The 18,023-nt window shown below is 63.4% G+C and carries 21 protein-coding genes; 13 read left to right on the plus strand and 8 right to left on the minus strand.

Annotated elements, in window-relative coordinates:
- Nucleotides 1–70: 70 nt before the first annotated feature.
- The 3 genes from ACVZUB_RS06940 to pyrE all read left to right on the plus strand — a co-directional run bounded on the left by ACVZUB_RS06940 (nucleotide 71) and on the right by pyrE (nucleotide 2,437).
- Complete coding sequence (locus ACVZUB_RS06940; RefSeq protein ID WP_003944407.1) at nucleotides 71–958, plus strand: hypothetical protein; 888 nt, start codon at nucleotides 71–73, stop codon at nucleotides 956–958.
- A 46-nt stretch (nucleotides 959–1,004) separates the two neighbouring features.
- Complete coding sequence (locus ACVZUB_RS06945) at nucleotides 1,005–1,805, plus strand: SDR family NAD(P)-dependent oxidoreductase (protein ID WP_037131478.1); 801 nt, start codon at nucleotides 1,005–1,007, stop codon at nucleotides 1,803–1,805.
- A 98-nt stretch (nucleotides 1,806–1,903) separates the two neighbouring features.
- Nucleotides 1,904–2,437, plus strand: a complete 534-nt coding sequence (gene pyrE, locus ACVZUB_RS06950; RefSeq protein ID WP_003944385.1) for an orotate phosphoribosyltransferase — start codon at nucleotides 1,904–1,906, stop codon at nucleotides 2,435–2,437.
- Between the two features lie 51 nt (nucleotides 2,438–2,488).
- On the opposite strand, the gene ACVZUB_RS06955 is transcribed toward pyrE, so the two are convergent.
- The 3 genes from ACVZUB_RS06955 to ACVZUB_RS06965 are packed head-to-tail and all read right to left on the minus strand — an operon-like array spanning nucleotide 2,489 to nucleotide 4,809.
- Nucleotides 2,489–3,745 (minus strand): MFS transporter, encoded by a 1,257-nt coding sequence (locus ACVZUB_RS06955; RefSeq protein WP_003944384.1) that lies wholly within the window; start codon nucleotides 3,743–3,745, stop codon nucleotides 2,489–2,491.
- Between the two features lie 23 nt (nucleotides 3,746–3,768).
- Nucleotides 3,769–4,212 carry a MarR family winged helix-turn-helix transcriptional regulator gene (locus ACVZUB_RS06960; protein WP_003944339.1) on the minus strand — a complete coding sequence of 148 codons (444 nt, stop codon included), beginning with the start codon at nucleotides 4,210–4,212 and terminating at the stop codon, nucleotides 3,769–3,771.
- A 33-nt stretch (nucleotides 4,213–4,245) separates the two neighbouring features.
- On the minus strand, nucleotides 4,246–4,809 hold the full coding sequence (locus tag ACVZUB_RS06965; protein WP_482628262.1) for a TetR/AcrR family transcriptional regulator: 564 nt from the start codon (nucleotides 4,807–4,809) through the stop codon (nucleotides 4,246–4,248).
- 63 nt (nucleotides 4,810–4,872) lie between these two features.
- On the opposite strand from ACVZUB_RS06965, the gene ACVZUB_RS06970 reads away from it, so the two are divergent.
- On the plus strand, nucleotides 4,873–5,553 hold the full coding sequence (locus ACVZUB_RS06970; RefSeq protein WP_003944312.1) for a lysophospholipid acyltransferase family protein: 681 nt from the start codon (nucleotides 4,873–4,875) through the stop codon (nucleotides 5,551–5,553).
- A gap of 49 nt (nucleotides 5,554–5,602) precedes the next feature.
- Entirely contained in the window at nucleotides 5,603–6,316 is a 714-nt protein-coding gene (locus ACVZUB_RS06975; RefSeq protein ID WP_482628263.1) for a lysoplasmalogenase, read from the plus strand.
- Nucleotides 6,317–6,320: 4 nt separating this feature from the next.
- Here the strand turns inward: ACVZUB_RS06975 and ACVZUB_RS06980 are convergent, their stop codons facing one another.
- Nucleotides 6,321–6,764: a hypothetical protein gene (locus ACVZUB_RS06980; protein ID WP_007726759.1), complete on the minus strand. Its 444-nt coding sequence runs from the start codon at nucleotides 6,762–6,764 to the stop codon at nucleotides 6,321–6,323.
- A gap of 34 nt (nucleotides 6,765–6,798) precedes the next feature.
- Here ACVZUB_RS06980 and ACVZUB_RS06985 point away from each other — a divergent pair, with 34 nt between their 5' ends.
- From ACVZUB_RS06985 to ACVZUB_RS07005, 5 genes are all read left to right on the plus strand, one after another.
- Nucleotides 6,799–7,581 (plus strand): SDR family oxidoreductase, encoded by a 783-nt coding sequence (locus ACVZUB_RS06985; RefSeq protein ID WP_003944309.1) that lies wholly within the window; start codon nucleotides 6,799–6,801, stop codon nucleotides 7,579–7,581.
- Between the two features lie 67 nt (nucleotides 7,582–7,648).
- Nucleotides 7,649–8,248 carry a DUF6636 domain-containing protein gene (locus tag ACVZUB_RS06990; RefSeq protein WP_064074646.1) on the plus strand — a complete coding sequence of 200 codons (600 nt, stop codon included), beginning with the start codon at nucleotides 7,649–7,651 and terminating at the stop codon, nucleotides 8,246–8,248.
- Nucleotides 8,248–8,940 carry a TrmH family RNA methyltransferase gene (locus ACVZUB_RS06995; protein ID WP_482628264.1) on the plus strand — a complete coding sequence of 231 codons (693 nt, stop codon included), beginning with the start codon at nucleotides 8,248–8,250 and terminating at the stop codon, nucleotides 8,938–8,940. Before ACVZUB_RS06990 ends, ACVZUB_RS06995 begins: the two co-directional genes overlap by 1 nt.
- A 57-nt stretch (nucleotides 8,941–8,997) precedes the next feature.
- Nucleotides 8,998–10,119, plus strand: coding sequence for a glycoside hydrolase family 76 protein (locus ACVZUB_RS07000; RefSeq protein WP_003944321.1), 1,122 nt, complete (start codon nucleotides 8,998–9,000; stop codon nucleotides 10,117–10,119).
- An 11-nt stretch (nucleotides 10,120–10,130) separates the two neighbouring features.
- Nucleotides 10,131–10,838, plus strand: coding sequence for an alpha/beta fold hydrolase (locus ACVZUB_RS07005; protein ID WP_047269488.1), 708 nt, complete (start codon nucleotides 10,131–10,133; stop codon nucleotides 10,836–10,838).
- Here the strand turns inward: ACVZUB_RS07005 and ACVZUB_RS07010 are convergent.
- The gene (locus ACVZUB_RS07010; protein WP_231915013.1) at nucleotides 10,801–11,799 is read right to left on the minus strand and encodes a GNAT family N-acetyltransferase; all 999 of its coding nucleotides are present in this window, start codon (nucleotides 11,797–11,799) and stop codon (nucleotides 10,801–10,803) included. The genes ACVZUB_RS07005 and ACVZUB_RS07010 overlap by 38 nt on opposite strands.
- Nucleotides 11,800–11,890: 91 nt before the next feature.
- Here ACVZUB_RS07010 and ACVZUB_RS07015 point away from each other — a divergent pair, with 91 nt between their 5' ends.
- The gene (locus ACVZUB_RS07015; RefSeq protein WP_007726771.1) at nucleotides 11,891–13,243 is read left to right on the plus strand and encodes an LLM class flavin-dependent oxidoreductase; all 1,353 of its coding nucleotides are present in this window, start codon (nucleotides 11,891–11,893) and stop codon (nucleotides 13,241–13,243) included.
- 44 nt (nucleotides 13,244–13,287) lie between these two features.
- Nucleotides 13,288–14,415 (plus strand): GTP-binding protein, encoded by a 1,128-nt coding sequence (locus ACVZUB_RS07020; RefSeq protein ID WP_054187136.1) that lies wholly within the window; start codon nucleotides 13,288–13,290, stop codon nucleotides 14,413–14,415.
- 11 nt (nucleotides 14,416–14,426) lie between these two features.
- On the opposite strand, the gene ACVZUB_RS07025 is transcribed toward ACVZUB_RS07020, so the two are convergent.
- Both ACVZUB_RS07025 and ACVZUB_RS07030 read right to left on the minus strand, forming a co-directional pair.
- The gene (locus ACVZUB_RS07025) at nucleotides 14,427–15,089 is read right to left on the minus strand and encodes a DedA family protein (RefSeq protein WP_003944306.1); all 663 of its coding nucleotides are present in this window, start codon (nucleotides 15,087–15,089) and stop codon (nucleotides 14,427–14,429) included.
- A 29-nt stretch (nucleotides 15,090–15,118) separates the two neighbouring features.
- Entirely contained in the window at nucleotides 15,119–15,856 is a 738-nt protein-coding gene (locus ACVZUB_RS07030; RefSeq protein WP_277921643.1) for a VTT domain-containing protein, read from the minus strand.
- Between the two features lie 181 nt (nucleotides 15,857–16,037).
- On the opposite strand from ACVZUB_RS07030, the gene fbaA reads away from it, so the two are divergent.
- A complete protein-coding gene (gene fbaA, locus ACVZUB_RS07035; RefSeq protein ID WP_007726777.1) occupies nucleotides 16,038–17,075 on the plus strand; it encodes a class II fructose-bisphosphate aldolase in 1,038 nt (345 codons plus the stop codon).
- Between the two features lie 79 nt (nucleotides 17,076–17,154).
- Here the strand turns inward: fbaA and ACVZUB_RS07040 are convergent, their stop codons facing one another.
- Complete coding sequence (locus tag ACVZUB_RS07040; RefSeq protein ID WP_083059794.1) at nucleotides 17,155–18,009, minus strand: Rv0361 family membrane protein; 855 nt, start codon at nucleotides 18,007–18,009, stop codon at nucleotides 17,155–17,157.
- Nucleotides 18,010–18,023: the final 14 nt, after the last annotated feature.

Raw genomic sequence — 18,023 nt, forward strand, 5'->3', positions numbered from 1 at the left:
CGGGCGAGTCCACCAGGGTGTCGCGGGAGGTTGAGGCCGCGAGTCGCTACCCTGGAGGGTGATGACTGGAATGTGGTTCGGACTGGCAGCAATTGCACTCGCAGGCGCGGGTGCGCTTCTGTACGTCGACAGGACGAGGCGAGATCAATCCGGGCGAGTGCGTCAGATCTGGGCCAAGGCGCAGGGTTACACGTACACGGCCACTGACGATCAGCTGGCAGGCGAATGGCACCGCGCGGTCATGGCCAAGCAGGACTACCTCACTGCTACCGACGTCGTCCGCGGCCGCCGTCGCGGAGAGCAGTTCGTGCTGTTCGACCTGGAGGAGACCGCAACCATCGTGGCTGTTCGCCGCGAGATCGGGTCGGACGTCGACATCGATCTTCGGTTGAAGTCGACGGCTCCGCCCAAGGACGGCGACCTGAACCTGTTGGGTGCGATTGGTTCACGAGTCGTCTTCGCGACCGATCTCGAGATCGCACGTCGTGTCTGTGATCAGCGCATGGTGGCGTTCACCGAATCGGTTCCGCCGTCGATCAGCATGCTGTGGAGCGAAGGGCAGTGGACGCTCGGTTCGCTTCCGGTGACCAGTAACGGCCGGGACTGGGACGCGGCAATCGAGTCGGTTGCGCGCCTGTCCGGCATTCTGCATGTCCTGCCTCCCGTCACCGATCCCAACGAACTCGAGGTCGATCACGATCCGAGCCGCCCGCGGCCGGGCGCCGAGAAGTCTCGCCCAACTCCGGATCCGGTAGAACAGCCCCGTTCGCGTCAAGAGCAGCCGCCCCGTGACGCTCCGCCGCGTGAATTTGCCCCGCGTGAGTCCGCACCGCGTGAGCCCGCACCGCGGGAATCTGCGCCACGTCCGGATCAATCGCTGCGCAAGCCCGAGGCGGCTGACAAGCCGGCTCAGCGCCCGGCGTCGCAGCGCTCGGGCACAATTCGCCCGGTCGACTGACCTTTAAGGTTCCCGTCCAGGCGCGATAACCACTAGCGTGGCCGGTATGTCGACTTCCCACTCGGATCGCCCTGTGCGTCCCGTTGCCCTGGTGACCGGACCCACCTCTGGTCTCGGCGCCGGTTTCGCCAAGAAATACGCCTCCCTCGGATACGACCTGGTTCTCGTCGCACGTGACGAGGTCAGATTGCACGACCTCGCGTCCGAGTTGAAGACGATGTTCGGCACCGAGTCGGAGATTCTGGTTGCCGATCTCGCATCGGAGGCCGGACGCGACACGGTCGCGCTTCGTTTGGAGAAGGGCGTCGAGGTGTTGGTGAACAACGCCGGATTCGGTACCTCCGGCGAGTTCTGGACCGCCGATCCGGCGCTTCTTCAGTCTCAACTCGACGTCAACGTCACCGCCGTGATGCGGCTGACCCGTGCGGCGCTGCCCAGCATGATCGCGTCGGCGCACGGAACGATTGTCAACGTGGCGAGCGTCGCGGGCCTGCTGTCCGGGCGGGGTTCGACGTATTCGGCAAGCAAGGCCTATGTCATCTCGTTCACCGAAGGGCTGTCCGGCGGGTTGGCCGGGACGGGAGTGCGCGTGCAGGCGCTGTGCCCGGGCTTCATTCGCACCGAGTTCCACGAGCGCGCGGGCATCGAGATGTCCACGATCCCCAAGCCGATGTGGCTGAGCGTCGACCAGGTGGTTGCGGCGTCGATGAAGGATCTCGGTGACGACAAGGTCATCAGTATTCCGGGATTCCAGTACAAGGTCCTCACGACGGCCGGGCGTCTCGTTCCCAAGGGGCTGGTTCGCCGGCTGACCAACATCGTCGGACGTGGCCGCGGGCGGACGTAGCCCAGAGGCGGAAGCCGGACGTAGCCCAGAGGCGGAAGCCGGACGTAGCCCAGAGGCAGAAGCCGAACACAAGGCAGTGGTCGGTAGGCTGAGCACTCATGAGCGATCGTGAGGATTTGGCTGCGCTGGTGCGCGAATTGGCTGTTGTACACGGAAAGGTGACGTTGTCCTCGGGCAAGGAAGCCGATTACTACGTCGACCTTCGCCGCGCGACACTTCACCACAAGGCAGCGCCGCTGATCGGCTCGCTGCTGCGTGAACTGGTCGCGGACTGGGATTTCGACGCCGTCGGCGGTTTGACGATGGGCGCCGACCCGGTTGCCATGGCGGTGATGCACGCTCCCGGCCGACCGATCGATGCGTTTGTCGTCCGCAAGGCCGCGAAGGCCCACGGGATGCAGCGCCAGATCGAGGGCCCGGACATCGTCGGCAAGCGTGTCCTGGTTGTCGAGGACACGACCACGACGGGCAATTCGCCGTTGACAGCAGTGAAGGCCCTGCGCGAGGCAGGGGCCACCGTGGTCGGAGTCGCTACGGTCGTAGATCGCGCCACGGGTGCGGATGCGGTGATCGGTGCCGAGGGCGTCGAGTACCGCTCGCTGCTGGGCCTGGAAGATCTGAACCTGAGCTGACGCCCCGTGAGTGGTGAAGGAGTCCCTGCACTCCTCAACCACTCACAGGGGTCAGTCGCCTACGGTGACGGCGAGTGCTTCGTCGACGCTGTGCGGCGCGGGATCGTGGTCGTCGACGTGAGCGAGAACCTTACGTCCGCTAGACAGGACGAATACGGCGGCGAGGGTGAGCACCGCGCCGACCCAGAACGGCATGTGGACGTTGGACTCGCCGAGCTTGCCGGCTACCCACGGAGCAGCGGCGCCGCCGACGAATCGAACGAAGCTGTAAGCAGCCGAGGCGGTCGACCGCTCCACGGGTGCCGAGATCATGACGGTTTCGGTGATGAGTGTGTTGTTCACGCCGAGGAACAAACCGGCGAGGACGACACCGACGATCAAGACGATCTTGTTCTCGGTGAAGAGCGCCATCATGCCCAGGTCGAGTGCGAACAGGGTCAGTGCCAGCATCATCATCGGCAGGGTGCCGAAGCGTCGTTGCAGGCGAGGGGCGAGGAAAACCGACGAGATCGCCAGCATCAGGCCCCAACCGAAGAAGATGAATCCGATCGGGTACGCCCCCATGTCGAGGGGGAACGGCGTGTACGCGAGCAGCGTGAAGAATCCGTAGTTGTAGAGCAGCGCGGTGATGGCAACGGTGAGTAGCCCGCGGTGCCGCAACGCCTGGAAGGGCGCAGCGATGGACGTGTGGTGTTCGGGCTTGGGTGCGCTCGGAAGCATCACGACGATGAGAATGAAGGCGACCGCCATCAGGGCTGCGACGCCGAAGAACGGTGCGCGCCAGCTGATGTCACCGAGAACTCCGCCGACCAACGGGCCGACTGCGATACCGATGCCCAGTGCAGCCTCGTACAGGATGATCGCCCGTGCCACGCCGCCGCTGGCCGCGCCGACGATTGCCGCGAGTGCCGTTGCGATGAACAGTGCATTGCCGAGTCCCCAGCCCGCACGGAATCCGACGATCTGGCCGATGGTGCTGGAAGCGCCTGCCAGAGAAGCGAACACGATGATGATGGCAAGGCCTGCAAGAAGTGTTTTCTTGGCGCCGATGCGGCTGGACACCACACCGGTGATGAGCATGGCCACGCCGGTGACGAGCATGTAGCTGGTGAACAGGAGCGAAACCTGCGACGGTGTGGCGTCGAGTTGTTCGCCGATCGGCTTGAGGATCGGATCGACCAATCCGATGCCCATGAAGGCGATGACGCTGGCAAAGGCTACCGCCCACACCGCTTTCGGTTGTTTCAGGAGGCTCGGCGGAGCCTCGTTCTGGTGCGTTGATGTCGCGGTCGTGTTGCTCACGGCCACCTCCTTTTTCAGTGGTGGGTGTTTCAGCTGGGATCGGAAGTCTTGATGATGGACCGCAATTCGGCCAATCCGTCGGCCAGTTTCTTGATCTGCTCGGGCCCGAGTTCGACGAAGTGGGGGACTAGAGCGTCGGCGATCTCGTTTCGACCGTCGTTCAAGATCTTTCGTCCCTTGTCCGTCATGGCCACTCGAACTGCCCGGGCGTCCTCGGGGTCGGCGCGGCGTTCGACGTAACCGTTCTCGCCGAGTTTGCGCAGTAGTGCAGTGGCAGAGGGCTGCGAGCTTCTGTCGAGTCGAGCGAAGTCGCTGATCCGCATTTCGCCGTATTCCTCGAGTAACGAGAGTGCGCGCAGCCAGGCACGTGGGTACTGATCGGACGCGAAGGAGCCTGCCAGCTTCGCGAAGCGGTGCGTATTGCTCACGAGGTCGACGAGTAGTTCGTGCAGTTGCTGTTCTTCGTCTGTCACGAAGAATATTATTGCATAGGTTAACTATGTAAATCAACGAGTCCGTGGAAGGTGGTCCGTCACGGCGGTGGCTACCAGCGACGGCACATCGAGGTCGGGTGCGACGAGTGTGAGGCTTCGATTTGCCGCCAGCACTGCGATGCCGTGGGTTCCGGTCCAGATGTTCAACGCAGATGTGGTGGGATCGGAGGCGTCGGCCTCTTCGGTCAGGGATTGCAGGGCGGCGAAGAGTGGGAGAGAAGACTCTCGGAGGTTGCTGCCTGCGCCCTCGAGGAGGTCGTGGCGAAACATCAACTCGAACATCGCCGGTCGCTCCTGGGCGAATGACACGTATTCGATTGCTGCCGAGATCAATCGGCTACGAGCGGGTTGTTTGCCGGCGAGGACGGGATCGAGTCTGTCGGCGAGATCGCGCAGGCCGTGTGAGGCAATTGCGGCTAGCAGGCTGTTGTGGGTCGGAAAGTATCTCCGCGGGGCGCCGTGCGACACGCCCGCCCGACGCGCTATCTCCCGTAGCGTCAGTTCTGTGGCGCCGTCGGCATCGAGAATCTCGACGCCGACGGCGACGAGTGTTTCGCGAAGGCTGCTGACAGTCATGGAAGACAGTGTCTACTATTCTCGTCGTAGACACTGTCTAATAGACGGAAAAGGTGATGCCCTGTGCTCTATTGGCTGTTCAAATACGTCCTGATCGGCCCGGTCCTCTGGCTGTTCGGGCGGCCGACGATCGAGGGTCAGCACCACATCCCCAAGAAAGGGCCGGTGATTCTCGCCGGCAACCATCGGGCAGTCGTCGACTCGTTCTTCCTGGTTCTCATGGTGCGCCGACGCATCACCTTCGTCGCGAAGAGTGAATATTTCACCGGGACCGGTGTGAAGGGCGCGATGCAGCGCTGGTTCTTCGGTGGGGCCGGTCAGGTGCCGATCGACCGTAGCGGCGCCGACGCCTCCCGTGCGGCGTTGGACACGGCCATCGGGATTCTCGACAAGGGTGGTGTCTGGGGGATCTACCCCGAGGGAACACGATCACCCGACGGTTGCCTGTACAAGGGAAAGACCGGAGCGATTCGAGTTGCCTTGGAAACCGGGGCGCCGGTCATTCCCGTCGTCGTACACGGCGGCGACGCAGTCAACCCGCCGGGTACGCGGATGTGGCGCTTCAGCAAGGTCCGGATCACGGTAGGGGAGCCGATCGACTTCTCTCGGTACCGCGAACTTCGTGGCTACCAGGCCGTCGTGCGTGCGGCGACGGACGAATTGATGGCAGTGCTCTGTGACCAGTCGGGGCAGGAATACGTCGATGTCTACGGCGCGGACGTCAAATCCGGCGATGCCGCCTGAGTGACCCAGTACGGTCGCTGTTGGACGTGTAACCAACAGGAGGATTGTGATGGCGGGCAAGTGGGGCATCGAGCACGCAGTTTTTGCGGCGGCGACGGCAGCGACAGTGGTCGGGGCAGTAGTCGGTAACGAGCGGGTTCAGCAGATCGCGAAGCCGTTGATCGCACCCGCTCTGGCCGCCCGAGTGCTGCGCAAGCGCTCGGAGACGGAAACTGCCGATACCGCACTGCTTCTGGCCGGTCTCGCCGCTGCAACTGTCGGCGACGTGTTCATGATCGACCCGGACAACGATGCTCGTCTGATCAAGGGCGCGTCCTCGTTCGCGGTGATGCAGGCCAGTTACTCGGCGCTCCTGCTGCGCCGCGGCGCTCGGCCGACCCGCGCTGCCCTGCGGCCCCGCATCAGCGGTTGGTCGACGGCGTCCGGACTGCTCCGTGCCAAGGCCCCGAGCGTGTCGACGCCGCTCACCGGATATGGATTGATGTTGGGAACCACCTCGACGTTGTCGGCAGACCCCGCTCTGGCACCGCAGTCCAACGCCGTGCTCGACGTGGTCGTCCCGAACAAGGATCGACGCTCCTGGCTCGGATTGGGCGGAGTGCTCTTCACCGCATCGGACGGACTGATCGTGGTGCGTCGTCTGTTCATCCGCGGGACTGCCGGCCGCGCTGCTACCGAGGGAGTGATCCTGGCGTCGTACGCGGGAGCGCAGCTGATGCTGGTGGAGGGCATGTTGGCGCTGGGACGCAAGAAGAGCGTCTAGTCCTTCACGGGCACAGCATGATTCGGTCTCGGTTCTTCGGGTCCACCATGACGGTGACCGTGGATCCGGGAGTGATCTTGTCTTTGTACTCGGGTCGGATCTCGTACTCGATCCGGCCCGAGTACGAATCGGAACCTGGAACCGTGAGGTGGAGTGCGAGCTTGGCCAATTCGCCGTCGACGGTTCGGCGCAGGGGTGTGACGGTGTCGATTCGTGCCCACCCTTCGAGGCCGTGCTTTTCGAGTTTGCGCTCGGCGCGGGTCGGGCGGTTGGCCCATGCCATTCCGAATCCGAGAACCGAGCCGAAAGCGGCGAGCAGCCCGCCGATCTGATAGGGCAGCGTGCCAGGTGGGGTGTGCTCGACCAGCCATCCGAGCCACACGGCGAGCACGATCAGATACCCCACCGCGATGAAACACACGGTGTGTACGACGCGACGGTGATTCATCAGATTTCCTCCACATCCAGGATAGCCTGACCGGATGAGCGAACCGAACGTCTTCATCACCGGTGCTGCGGCTGGAATCGGGCGGGAGACGTCGCTGTTGTTCGCGCGCAACGGATACCGCGTCGGCGCGTTCGACATCGACGACGCCGGCCTTGCCTCCTTGAAGGCCGAGATCGACGGTTTCGGCGGCAGTGTCGTGACGGGTGTCCTGGATGTCACCGATCCGGCGGGGTGGGCGCAGTGTCTGGCCGATTTTGCCGGGGAGTCCGGGCGTCTGGACATCCTGATCAACAATGCGGGCGTGCTCTCGTCGGGACGGTTCGAGGATATTTCTCTTGCGGCGCATCGCCGAATGGTCGACATCAACATCACCGGCACCCTCAACGGCACGCACACGGCTTTCCCGTACCTCCGCGATACCGTCGGCGCTCAGGTGGTCAATCTGTGCTCCGCTTCGGCGATCTACGGCCAGCCCGAACTGGCGACGTACGGTGCAACCAAGTTCGCGATCCGCGGCCTGACCGAGGCGCTCGATCTGGAATGGGCACAGCACGACATCCGTGTTCTCGCGCTCTGGCCGTTGTTCGTCCAGACCGCGATGGTCACTGGAATGGACACCGGAGCCACCAGATCGTTGGGTATCAAGCTGACTGCAACCGACGTCGCGCAGGAACTGTGGGCGGCCACACGCGGCGCCGGACGGATGCACAAGGTTCACTACCCGGTCGGAACTCAGGCGAAGCTCTTCCTCAGCGCGTCGCGGTTCTCGCCCGCGTGGCTCTCACGGCTGATGAACAAGCGCGTCACCAGCACTTAGTCGACCACACGATAGAGTGCACTGTCGGCTGTTGCTGGGCCAAGATGACGTGTGTGGAGGTAGTCGGGTGGTTCGTGTTCGGGTGGGGTTCGTCTTGTTGGGCGTCGGGTCGGCGCTAGTGCTCGCAGGGTGCGGCGGGGAGGCGGATTCAGCGCCGACCGTAGCGGCGCAGCCCAGTTCGTCCACCACTACCGCAGTGCCGACGACAACCACCACCGTCGCGCCCGTCGTCCCCACGACCACCGAACCACCGACCACGACGCTGCCACCGACGACGACACTCACGGACGTGCAGTTCGAGCGCAACGAGTCGTACTACTTCACCACTCCCGACGGAAACTTCCAGTGCGGCATCATCAAGTTGCCCACCAGAATCGAAGCCGGGTGCGAGGGAACGACCACTCCCGTTCCGCCGCGGCCGGAGAGCTGCATGGTCAACTGGGGCAACGGTATTCGCGTCACCGACGAGGGTGAGGGTGCTTTCATGTGTTCGGGCGGAGAGGTGTACACCTCTGGCGGCCCCGACGCCGATCCGGTGTTGGCGGCCGGTCAACCGCTGAGCAAACTGGGTTTCACCTGTACGACCACCGCGACAGACGTCTCGTGTGTCAACGATCAGACCACGCACGGCTTCACCGTGGCTGCAGATTCCAACGAGGTGTTCTGATGACCGAAGTCGCAGCCGACGAGGTGTCCGGCGGAGCCGGTGAACCGGGACCCACCGAGTGGGGCGAGAACCCCAACGGCGTCGGACCCTGGGCCGAGGAGCACGACACGGAACCGCCGACCGACGCGCGCTTCGACCCGGTACTTCTGGCCGAGGGTGATCGTCGAAACGTCTTGGACGAGTATCGGTACTGGACGCGGGAAGCGATAGTCGCGGATATCGACTCGCGCCGTCACACGATGCATGTCGCCATCGAGAACTTCGCGCACGACGCCAACATCGGCACGGTGGTCCGCACGGCCAACGCGTTTGCCGCGGCCGCGGTCCACATCGTGGGGCGTCGGCGCTGGAATCGGCGGGGCGCCATGGTGACCGATCGATACCAACACATCGTTCACCACGCAGACATCGGCGAACTCGTCGAGTACGCCCGTGAGAATTCACTCACGATCGTGGCCGTCGACAACACCCCGGGGTCGGTGCCGCTGGAAACGGCAAGCCTGCCGCGGGAGTGCATCCTGCTGTTCGGTCAAGAAGGCCCCGGAGTGACCGATCATGCGAAAGAGGTTGCGTCCATGACGGTCTCGATCGCACAATTCGGTTCGACTCGCAGCATCAACGCCGGTGTCGCGGCCGGCATCGCGATGCACGCGTGGGTACGTGAGCATGCCGATCTCGCCGATTCCCGCTGATCTCGCTCGCGAATTCCGGCTAGCGTGTAGCGCCTCGACCAGACAGGATAGGTAGTTATGCAGGAAGTGTGGGCAGAGCGGGCCGATGCGGCTGAGGGCGCGATAGTCAGTCGTCACCTTCGGCGCCTGTGGGGAATGCCCCGGACAGCACTCGGCGTGGTTGCCTGGCCTGCTGTTCGACGCGAGCGGATGTTCAAGCCGTGGCACTACTGGTGGCAAGCGCACCTGCTCGATACTGCGATCGACGCACTCGAACGTGACCCGACCCCCAAGCGTCGTCGCCGGGTCGCGAAGGTTGCCCGCAGTGTGCGGGTCCGCAACGTCTCGGCGTGGACCAACAACTACTACGACGACATGGCGTGGCTGGGCCTCTCGCTCGAACGTGCGCAACGCATGTTCTCGGTCGATCACCGAACCGCGGTTCAGGCGCTCGAATCGCAACTCTTCGATTCGTGGTCCCCGGCCGACGGCGGCGGTATTCCGTGGTGCAAAGGCTCCGATTTCTACAACACACCGGCAAACGGACCCGCCGGAATCATGCTGGCGCGCACCGGAAAACTCTGGCGTGCGCAGGCAACGGCCGACTGGATCGACGAGACACTGCGGGATCCGGACTCCGGACTGATCTTCGACGGTATCCGCCGCGACGGCACCCTCGAGCGCGCGATCTACTCGTACTGTCAAGGCGTCACGCTGGGGTTGGAAACCGAGTTGTCGACGCGATTGGGCGAACCGCGCCACCGCGAGCGAGTACACAAACTCGTCGACGCCGTGTACGACGGAATGACCGAGTACGGAGTCATCACGGGCGGTGGCGGAGGCGACGGCGGACTGTTCAACGCAATCCTGGCTCGCTACCTCGCGTTCGTGGTGGTGAACCTGTCCTGGGAGACGCACGAGGACCTGCGAGCGCGCGAACTCGCAGCGCAGATCGTTCTCTCCTCCGCGGAAGCTGCCTGGAACAACAGACTGCAGATCGAAGGCCTGCCGCTGTTCGGGCACGACTGGACCAAGGATGCTCAGTTGCCGAGTCTGTCCGGCGACATCGCCACCTTCGCCGCCGGAACCGTGCGCTCGTCGAGCGTGCCCGAGCGAGACCTCTCGGTGCAGGTAGGTGGGTGGATGCTCATGGAGGCGGCATTTGTCGTCTCGGCGGCTGGATACCCGCGTAAGCGTTAGGCTTTTCCCTCATGGAATCCGGTCACGCGGTCGACACGGACGGCGTACGTCTTCACATCGATGTCGGTGGGGCAGGGGCGGACGTTCTGGTTCTCTCCGGCGGCCCGGGATGCGTTCACTATCTTGCTCACGACGAGCTGGTTCCGGAAGGAATGCGCGCGTGGTGCCCTGAGCCACGCGGAGTCGGCCGGTCCGGTGGCGGCGCTCATACGATGGCGCAGGCCGTTGCGGACCTCGAACTCGTCCGACGCACGTTCGAGATCGACAGCTGGGTCGTGCTGGGGCACTCGTGGGGATCCGACTTGGCGGTGCGGTACGCACTCGACTGTCCGGAATCGGTGTCCGGCGTCGTCGGCATCGCGGGGCACGGCCTCCACAAGGACCGGACATGGTCGAAGCAGTACGAAGCGGGAATCGAGCCGGACCCGCAGATACCTTGGGAACCTGTTGTCTGGCAATCGCTTCAAGAATCGTTCATCGAATGGATCCATGAACCACAGCTGTTTCGGCAGTTGGCCGACTCACCAGTGCCCATGACATTTCTCGCGGCGGCCGACGACATTCGCCCGTCGTGGCCGTTGCAGCAACTGGCCGAGCTCGTGCCTAACGGTAGTTTCGAGGTCGTCGACGGTGTCGCGCACAACTTCTGGCAGTCTCACCCGCTCCTGTGGAGGAAGATCGTCACCGAGGCTTGTGCTGCGCACTCTCGGCTCTCCTGATTTCCACCAGGATCCGCTCCGCGACGGTCTGGTATCCCAGGCTCCGATTGACGGTCAGCATCGGGTGATTCTCCGCGTTCACCGTTGTGTAAATCTTTCGCACGGAGGGAAATTCAGCTGCCAACACAGACGCTTGTTGCTCCTTGACCCACTGAGCGAGACCGTGTCCGCGGTGCTGGGGAAGTACCACGGTGTCGTGCTGCGATGCGTGGGTGCTGTCATGTTCGTCCACCGTCACCACTGTCGCTGCGGCTACTTCGCCGACGCTGTCGTCGACCGCGCAGCACACCAGGAGTACTTGAGAGCCACCCGTCATCTTCTGTTCCCACGATCTGACCTCGTCGGCTCCCCAATTACGTTCGGGCACCTGCAGTTCAGCGCCCGGCGCGTCGAGGAGTCGGTTCAATGCCTCCGAGAAGGAGTGGATCAGCTCGTCCGGGGTTCGGTTGCGCCAACTGACGATTCGATAGCCGGGGCGGGTGCTGTGTGCGGTGGGAGGGCTGAGGTGCTGAACCTGGTTGGCCAACCGAAGCAACACGCGGTGACCGTCGAACGATCGCAGGAAATGCTCGGCTGCGCTTCCGACGAGCGCCGTCACTCTGATTCTTCGCACGCCGAACCCGGCGATGTCGACTTCGACGAGTTCGGCAAGCGCTCGTCCTACCCCTCGTCGCTGCGCGTGGGGTGTCACGTACATCCGAAACTCTGCGAGATCGGCTTCGGCCGAGTTGCGTCGTGCCTGGGCGATGCCGAGGACCTCGTCGGTGCCGGCGTCGCGTGCAATCCAACGCCGTACATCGGCCGAATTGTCTTCGGCCTCGATCATTTCCATCAGCGCAGTCGCTGTCGGCGCAGTCCCGGACAGGTGACGTTGGCCTTCGGCGAACACCTCACACCACTGATGAAGAACAGTTGCTGTCGCTCCGGACGGTACGAACTCGGCTACGACTACGCGGCTCACCCATGTGACGATACCGACCTGCCCACCCTGAGTTGGAATCACGCGAACCCTAACCCTGTCGGACTGCGGCGGCAGTTGCCAGCATTCAGGCATGTCTGATTCTCCGCGCCAACTGAGCCTCAACGCGTTCATCCACCCCGCCGGTCATCACGAAGCGGCGTGGCGTCATCCGTGGACAACCCCGGAACGTCTGTTCGACGTCACGTATTTCCAGGAGATCGCTCGCACTGCTGAGGCGGCGAAGTTCGACGGAATCTTCTTCGCCGACGGTCCCGCGTTGCGCAGCGACGTCGAGCACGGTCCCGCAGGGACATTGGAGCCGATCACCTTGTTGACGGCCATTGCAGTGGCGACCGAGCGAATTGGATTGATCGCGACGGCGTCGACCACGTACTACGAGCCGTACAACCTGGCTCGGCTGTTCGCCTCGCTCGACCACATCTCGAACGGACGCGCGGGGTGGAACATCGTCACCACGGGTACGGATCTGGCGGCAGCCAACTTCGGGCTGGCCAAGCACCCGGATCACGGGGACCGGTATTCGCGCGCACGGGAATTCGTCGACGCGGTGGTGCGGTTGTGGGACAGCTGGGAGGACGACGCGATCAGTCTGGACCGGGAGAACGGAATCTACGCGGACAGAAACAAGATTCACGAGATCAACTACGTCGGCCGGCATCTGCGGGTGCGGGGACCGTTCAACGCACCGCGAACTCCGCAGGGATACCCGGTGCTGGTGCAGGCCGGTGCGTCCAACGACGGTCGCGCGTTTGCCGGTCAGTATGCGGAGGCGATTTTCACAGCGCACCAGAGACTTTCCGATGCGCAGGCGTTCTACACCGACATCAAGTCGAGGGCTGCGCAGTTCGGGCGCAACCCCGATCATGTCAAGATTCTGCCGGGAATCAGCCCGTTCATCGGTGACACCGAGGAACAAGCCAAGGCGCTCGAGCGAGAATTCAACGAGTTGACTTCGCCGGAGTACGGGCTCGCGCAACTCGGTGCACTCACCGGGACCGATGTTCGGAATCTGGAACTGGATGCACCGGTTCCCGTCGAATTGTTCGCGGCGGCAGGTGATGTCACCGACAACAAGCAAAGTAGATTGCAGGTGATCGCCGGCATCGTCGAGCGTGAGCGTCCGACGGTTCGGGGACTGCTTCATCGTTTGGCGGGTGCGCGCGGACACCGGGTGTTTGCCGGAACCGCCGAGCAGGTGGCTGACACGATCGAGGAATGGTTCACCAGCGGTGCTGCTGACGGCTTCAACGTCATGCCGCCGTACTACCCGGGTGGGCTCGAGATCTTCACCGAGCGTGTGGTCCCGATCCTGCAGGATCGCGGTCTTTTCCGGACTGAATACACGGGTACGACCCTTCGTGATCATTTCGGTTTGCCGAGGCCCGAGAGCCAGTTCTCGGGTAGTGCATCTGCAGTGCAGTAGGCCCGCCCGCTGTTGTCGATAATGACAATGGTTACCATTAAGGAATGAAGCAGCTACCGGTAACCGTGCTGTCCGGATTTCTGGGCGCAGGCAAGACCACACTCCTCAACCACATTCTCGCCAATCGCGATGGCCGGAGGGTCGCCGTCATCGTCAACGACATGAGCGAGATCAACATCGACGCGGCCCTCGTCGCGGGCCAGGGTCATCTCGACCGCACGGAAGAGAAGTTGGTCGAGCTGACCAACGGATGCATCTGCTGCACGCTGCGTGAGGATCTGATCGACGCCGTCGGCGCTCTCGCGCGAGAAGGACGGTTCGATCAGTTGGTGATCGAATCCACCGGCATCTCCGAACCGATGCCGGTGGCGGCCACCTTCGACTGGGAATTCGAGGACGGTTTCAGCCTCGGCTCGCTCGCGAAGCTCGACACCATGGTGACCGTGGTGGACGCGTCGACCTTCCTCGGCGAGCTGGCAAAAGGCGAACGACTGGACGAGCGCAACCTCGAAGCAGGGGAGGGGGACGGACGCAGCATCTCCGATCTCCTGGTCGATCAGGTGGAGTTCGCCGACGTCATCTTGCTGAACAAAACCGACCTGGTGAGCCCGCGGGCGGCAGGAACCGTCGAGGCGACGCTTCGTAGGCTCAACCCCACCGCTCAACTGATTCGAACAGATCACGGCAAAGTCACCCTCGACCGTGTCCTCGAAACCGGTCTCTACAACCCGGAACTTGCTGCGCAGGTACCCGGTTGGGACGAGGAACTGGCCGGTGGGCACACCCCGGAAACCGAGGAATACGGAATACGCAGCGTCACATACCGCGCCTCGCGACCCTTTCATCCGGCGCGACTCGAGGCCGCGCTCGGTCAGTTCGCCGGACTCCTGCGGAGCAAGGGATTCTGCTGGATCGCCAGTCGGCCCGAGTTCGCCGCGATCTGGTCGCAGGCAGGCCCCAACCTCGTCATCGAACCGGCTCAACTGTGGGCGTCGGCGGCGGAGGTGCCAGGGCAGGAGATCGTGTTCATCGGAGTGAAACTGGACCCGGCGGCGCCGTCACGAATCCTCGATCCGGCTCTGCTGACCGATGACGAACTACGCGAAGGGCCGCGGGCATGGACTCGCTACGAGGACCCGCTGCCGGCGTGGGACCAGGGCCACCTGCACTGAGCAGTCAGCTTCTAGTCGAGGACTTCTTCGACCTCGACGTCTTCGGCCGGTCGGGCCATCTCCTTGCGGTACTGCCAGATTCCCAGCGCAGTACCGATGACCAAGCTGACCATCATCACGATCAGCACGGCGGGCAGCAACCACGGCACGCGATCGAGGAACGAGCCACCGTAGAAACCGAGTAGCAGGAGCACGGGCGCCCAGATGATCGCGCCGATGGTGCTCGCGATGGTGTAGCGCGTGTGGTTCATCTTGGCTGCGCCCGCGACCATCGGGCACAGGGTGCGCACCCACGGAACCCAGCGAGCAATCAGGACCGCCCAGAACCCGTGTTTTTCCAACAGGATGTTCACGCGGTGCAGGTTCTTCTCGGTGAAGTACTTGCCGCCCTTACGGGCTTTGATGTGATTGCCGGTCCGGTGGCCGATGACGTACCCGACCTGGTTGCCGGCAATGGCCGCGATCATCGCACCGACAGACAACGCCCACACGTGGCCCGCGCCGGATTCGTGGCCGGCGAGAACGATTCCGGCTGTGATCAGAAGCGAATCACCGGGGAGAAACAACCCGAGGATGATCGCGCACTCGATGAAGACGAACGTGACGACGATGATCCAGACCAACAGAGGCCCGGCAGTCTCGAGCGGGGAGAAACTGCCGGATGCGAGCGTCATCGTCGTCAGTTCTTCGCCTCGTTCTGCAATCAGGGGGTGGGGTCTTCGGGGACTGTCACCGTCGAATTGTCCGTAGTGGAAGTATTCGCCGTTTCACCACGTCTCGACGCCAGAATTCGCTTCCCGATTTCGAAGACGATCGGCAGAACCGACACCAGGACGATCAAGATGAAGATGTAGTCGACATTGTCGCGGATGAATTCGATCTGCCCCAGGAGGTAGCCGAGCAAAGTCACGCCGGCACCCCACAGGATGCCGCCGACGATGTTGTACGTCAGGAACAGTGAGTACTTCATCTTCGAAGCGCCGGCGACAACCGGAGCAAAAGTACGCACGATCGGCACGAACCGAGCCAGGATAATGGTGATCGGGCCGTGCTTTTCGAAGAAGGCGTGTGACTCGTCGATGTACTTCTTCTTGAAGAACCGCGCGTCGTCCGTCTTGAACAGGGCAGTTCCGCCCTTGGTGCCGATGTAGAACCCGACTTGGTCACCCAGAATCGCGGCGATCGGAATGGTCACCAGGAGCACCCACAGCGGCGCGAACGGTTCGATCTCGGTGGACTTGGACGCCGCGATCAGCCCTGCGGTGAAGAGGAGCGAATCGCCGGGCAAGAGCGGAAACAGCAGGCCTGATTCGATGAAGACCACCAGAAGCAATCCCACCAGAACCCACGTTCCGAAGGAATTCAAGAGGTTCACGGGATCGAGGAAGCCGGGCAGCAAGGCCAGGTTCGTCACGGATTCAGTTGCTGCCTGCACATTCACGGTGGCCAGAGTACCGGCCGAATCTGAGTGTTTCCCACCACCGCAGGTCATCGCGTCGGTGGCGGCGGGCCGAGACCGCAAAGAGACGTGACGAGTCGGACTTGCCATACTGCTAGGACCACACGAAGCGCTTTCACATCGCCGAGCGCTCCGAACGACACGTATATGGAGGACTCCCGCCGTGCCTATCGCAACTCCCGAGGTCTATGCCGAGATGCTTGGTCGGGCCAAGGAGCATTCCTTTGCCTTCCCCGCCATCAACTGTGTCGGCTCCGAATCCATCAACGCAGCCATCAAGGGCTTCGCGGACGCCGGCAGTGACGGCATCATCCAGTTCTCGACGGGCGGCGCCGAGTTCGGTTCCGGTTTGGGCGTCAAGGACATGGTCACCGGCGCTGTTGCGCTCGCCGAGTTCGCACACGTGATCGCGGCAAAGTACGACGTCACCATCGCGCTGCACACCGATCACTGCCCGAAGGACAAGCTGGACACCTACGTGCGTCCGCTGCTCGCGATCTCGCAGGAGCGCGTCGACGCCGGTCGTAACCCGCTGTTCCAGTCGCACATGTGGGACGGCTCGGCTATCCCGATCGACGAGAACCTGGCCATCGCCAAGGAACTGCTCGCCCTCTCGAAGGCTGCACGCATCATCCTCGAGGTCGAGATCGGTGTCGTCGGCGGTGAAGAAGACGGCGTCGAAGCCGAGATCAACGACAAGCTCTACACCTCGAGCGAAGACTTCGAGAAGACGGTCGATGCTCTGGGCATCGGCGAACAGGGCAAGTACCTCCTTGCCGCCACCTTCGGCAACGTCCACGGCGTCTACAAGCCGGGCAACGTCAAGCTCAAGCCCGAGGTTCTCGAAGAGGGCCAGAAGGTCGCCGCTGCCAAGCTCGGCCTGGCTTCCGGTTCGCAGCCCTTCGACTTCGTCTTCCACGGTGGATCGGGATCGTTGAAGTCGGAGATCGAGGACTCGCTGAACTTCGGCGTCGTCAAGATGAACGTCGACACCGACACCCAGTACGCGTTCTCCCGTCCGATCGCCGGACACTTCTTCACCAACTACGACGGCGTCCTCAAGGTCGACGGCGAGGTCGGAAACAAGAAGGCATACGACCCGCGCAGCTACCTCAAGAAGGCCGAAGCCGGCATGACGGCTCGCGTCGTCGAGGCGTGCAACGACCTGAAGTCGGCCGGACGCTCGGTGTCGGCAGGCTGATCGGTTTCACAACTGCGCTTCACAGAACAAAATGCGCGCCGGCGAAATTCTCGCCGGCGCGCATTTTCTGTTCAGGTACCTACTTGCTGGGATCGCAGACCTTCCACGTGCCGTCCTGGCGCTCGAGGTCGAACGTGCGCCACGACTGCTCGCCCGTGCTCGGCAAACTCGCCTGGACCTGAGCGATCGCGGTGTCGTCGGTGATGCGCACCGCGTCGACGGCTCCGACCTGCGGGATCGTCTTCTGCGCGACGGCATTGTCGTGGACCTGCGCGAACGCTGCGTCGGGAATGGTGCGGTAGTACTCGCCCAACGCCCCACAGGTCGACGTTCGCAGCGTTGCCAGATCGCCGGTCTGCAGAGCGTCGACGTACGTCGAGATGGCGGTCTGGACCTGAGCTTCGGGTGAGCTTTCACCGCTACCGCTGTTGGACGAGACGAATACGGCGACGCCGATCGCCGCGAGGACGGCGACGCCGGCCGCTGCTGCCGCGATGTACCAGCCCTTGCCGCTGCGCTTGGTCTTCTCCGGCGCGGCGGGCTCGATGCGAGTCGGCATCGGCTGAGCCGGCGGTGGGGTCGCTGCGACACCCACACGTTGAGGCGCGGCGCGCTGCTGCGGTTGAGGCGCAGCGCGCTGCGGTGGTGGTGGGGTCGGAGCCTGCCGGGGTGGTGGTGTCGGCTGCGCGGCTTTCGGAATCGCGACGGTGGCAGGCTCCGGCTTGGGCTGGGGTGTCGGTGCTGCTGTGGTTGCCTCAGTTGCCTTGGGGATCGCGACGGTTGGTGCGCTGGCAGTTTTGGCGTCGCCGTCCGCTTTCGAGGCCTTGTCTGTCTTCTGGATCGCCACAGTCGCAGGTTCGGTCGGGGCCGACTTCTCGGGCGCACCCTTCGGTGCTGCGCTCTTTTTCGAGTTGTCGTCTTTCGAGTCCGGCACGGGTAACCCTTCGG

The organism is Rhodococcus sp. OS5, from assembly GCF_056837585.1.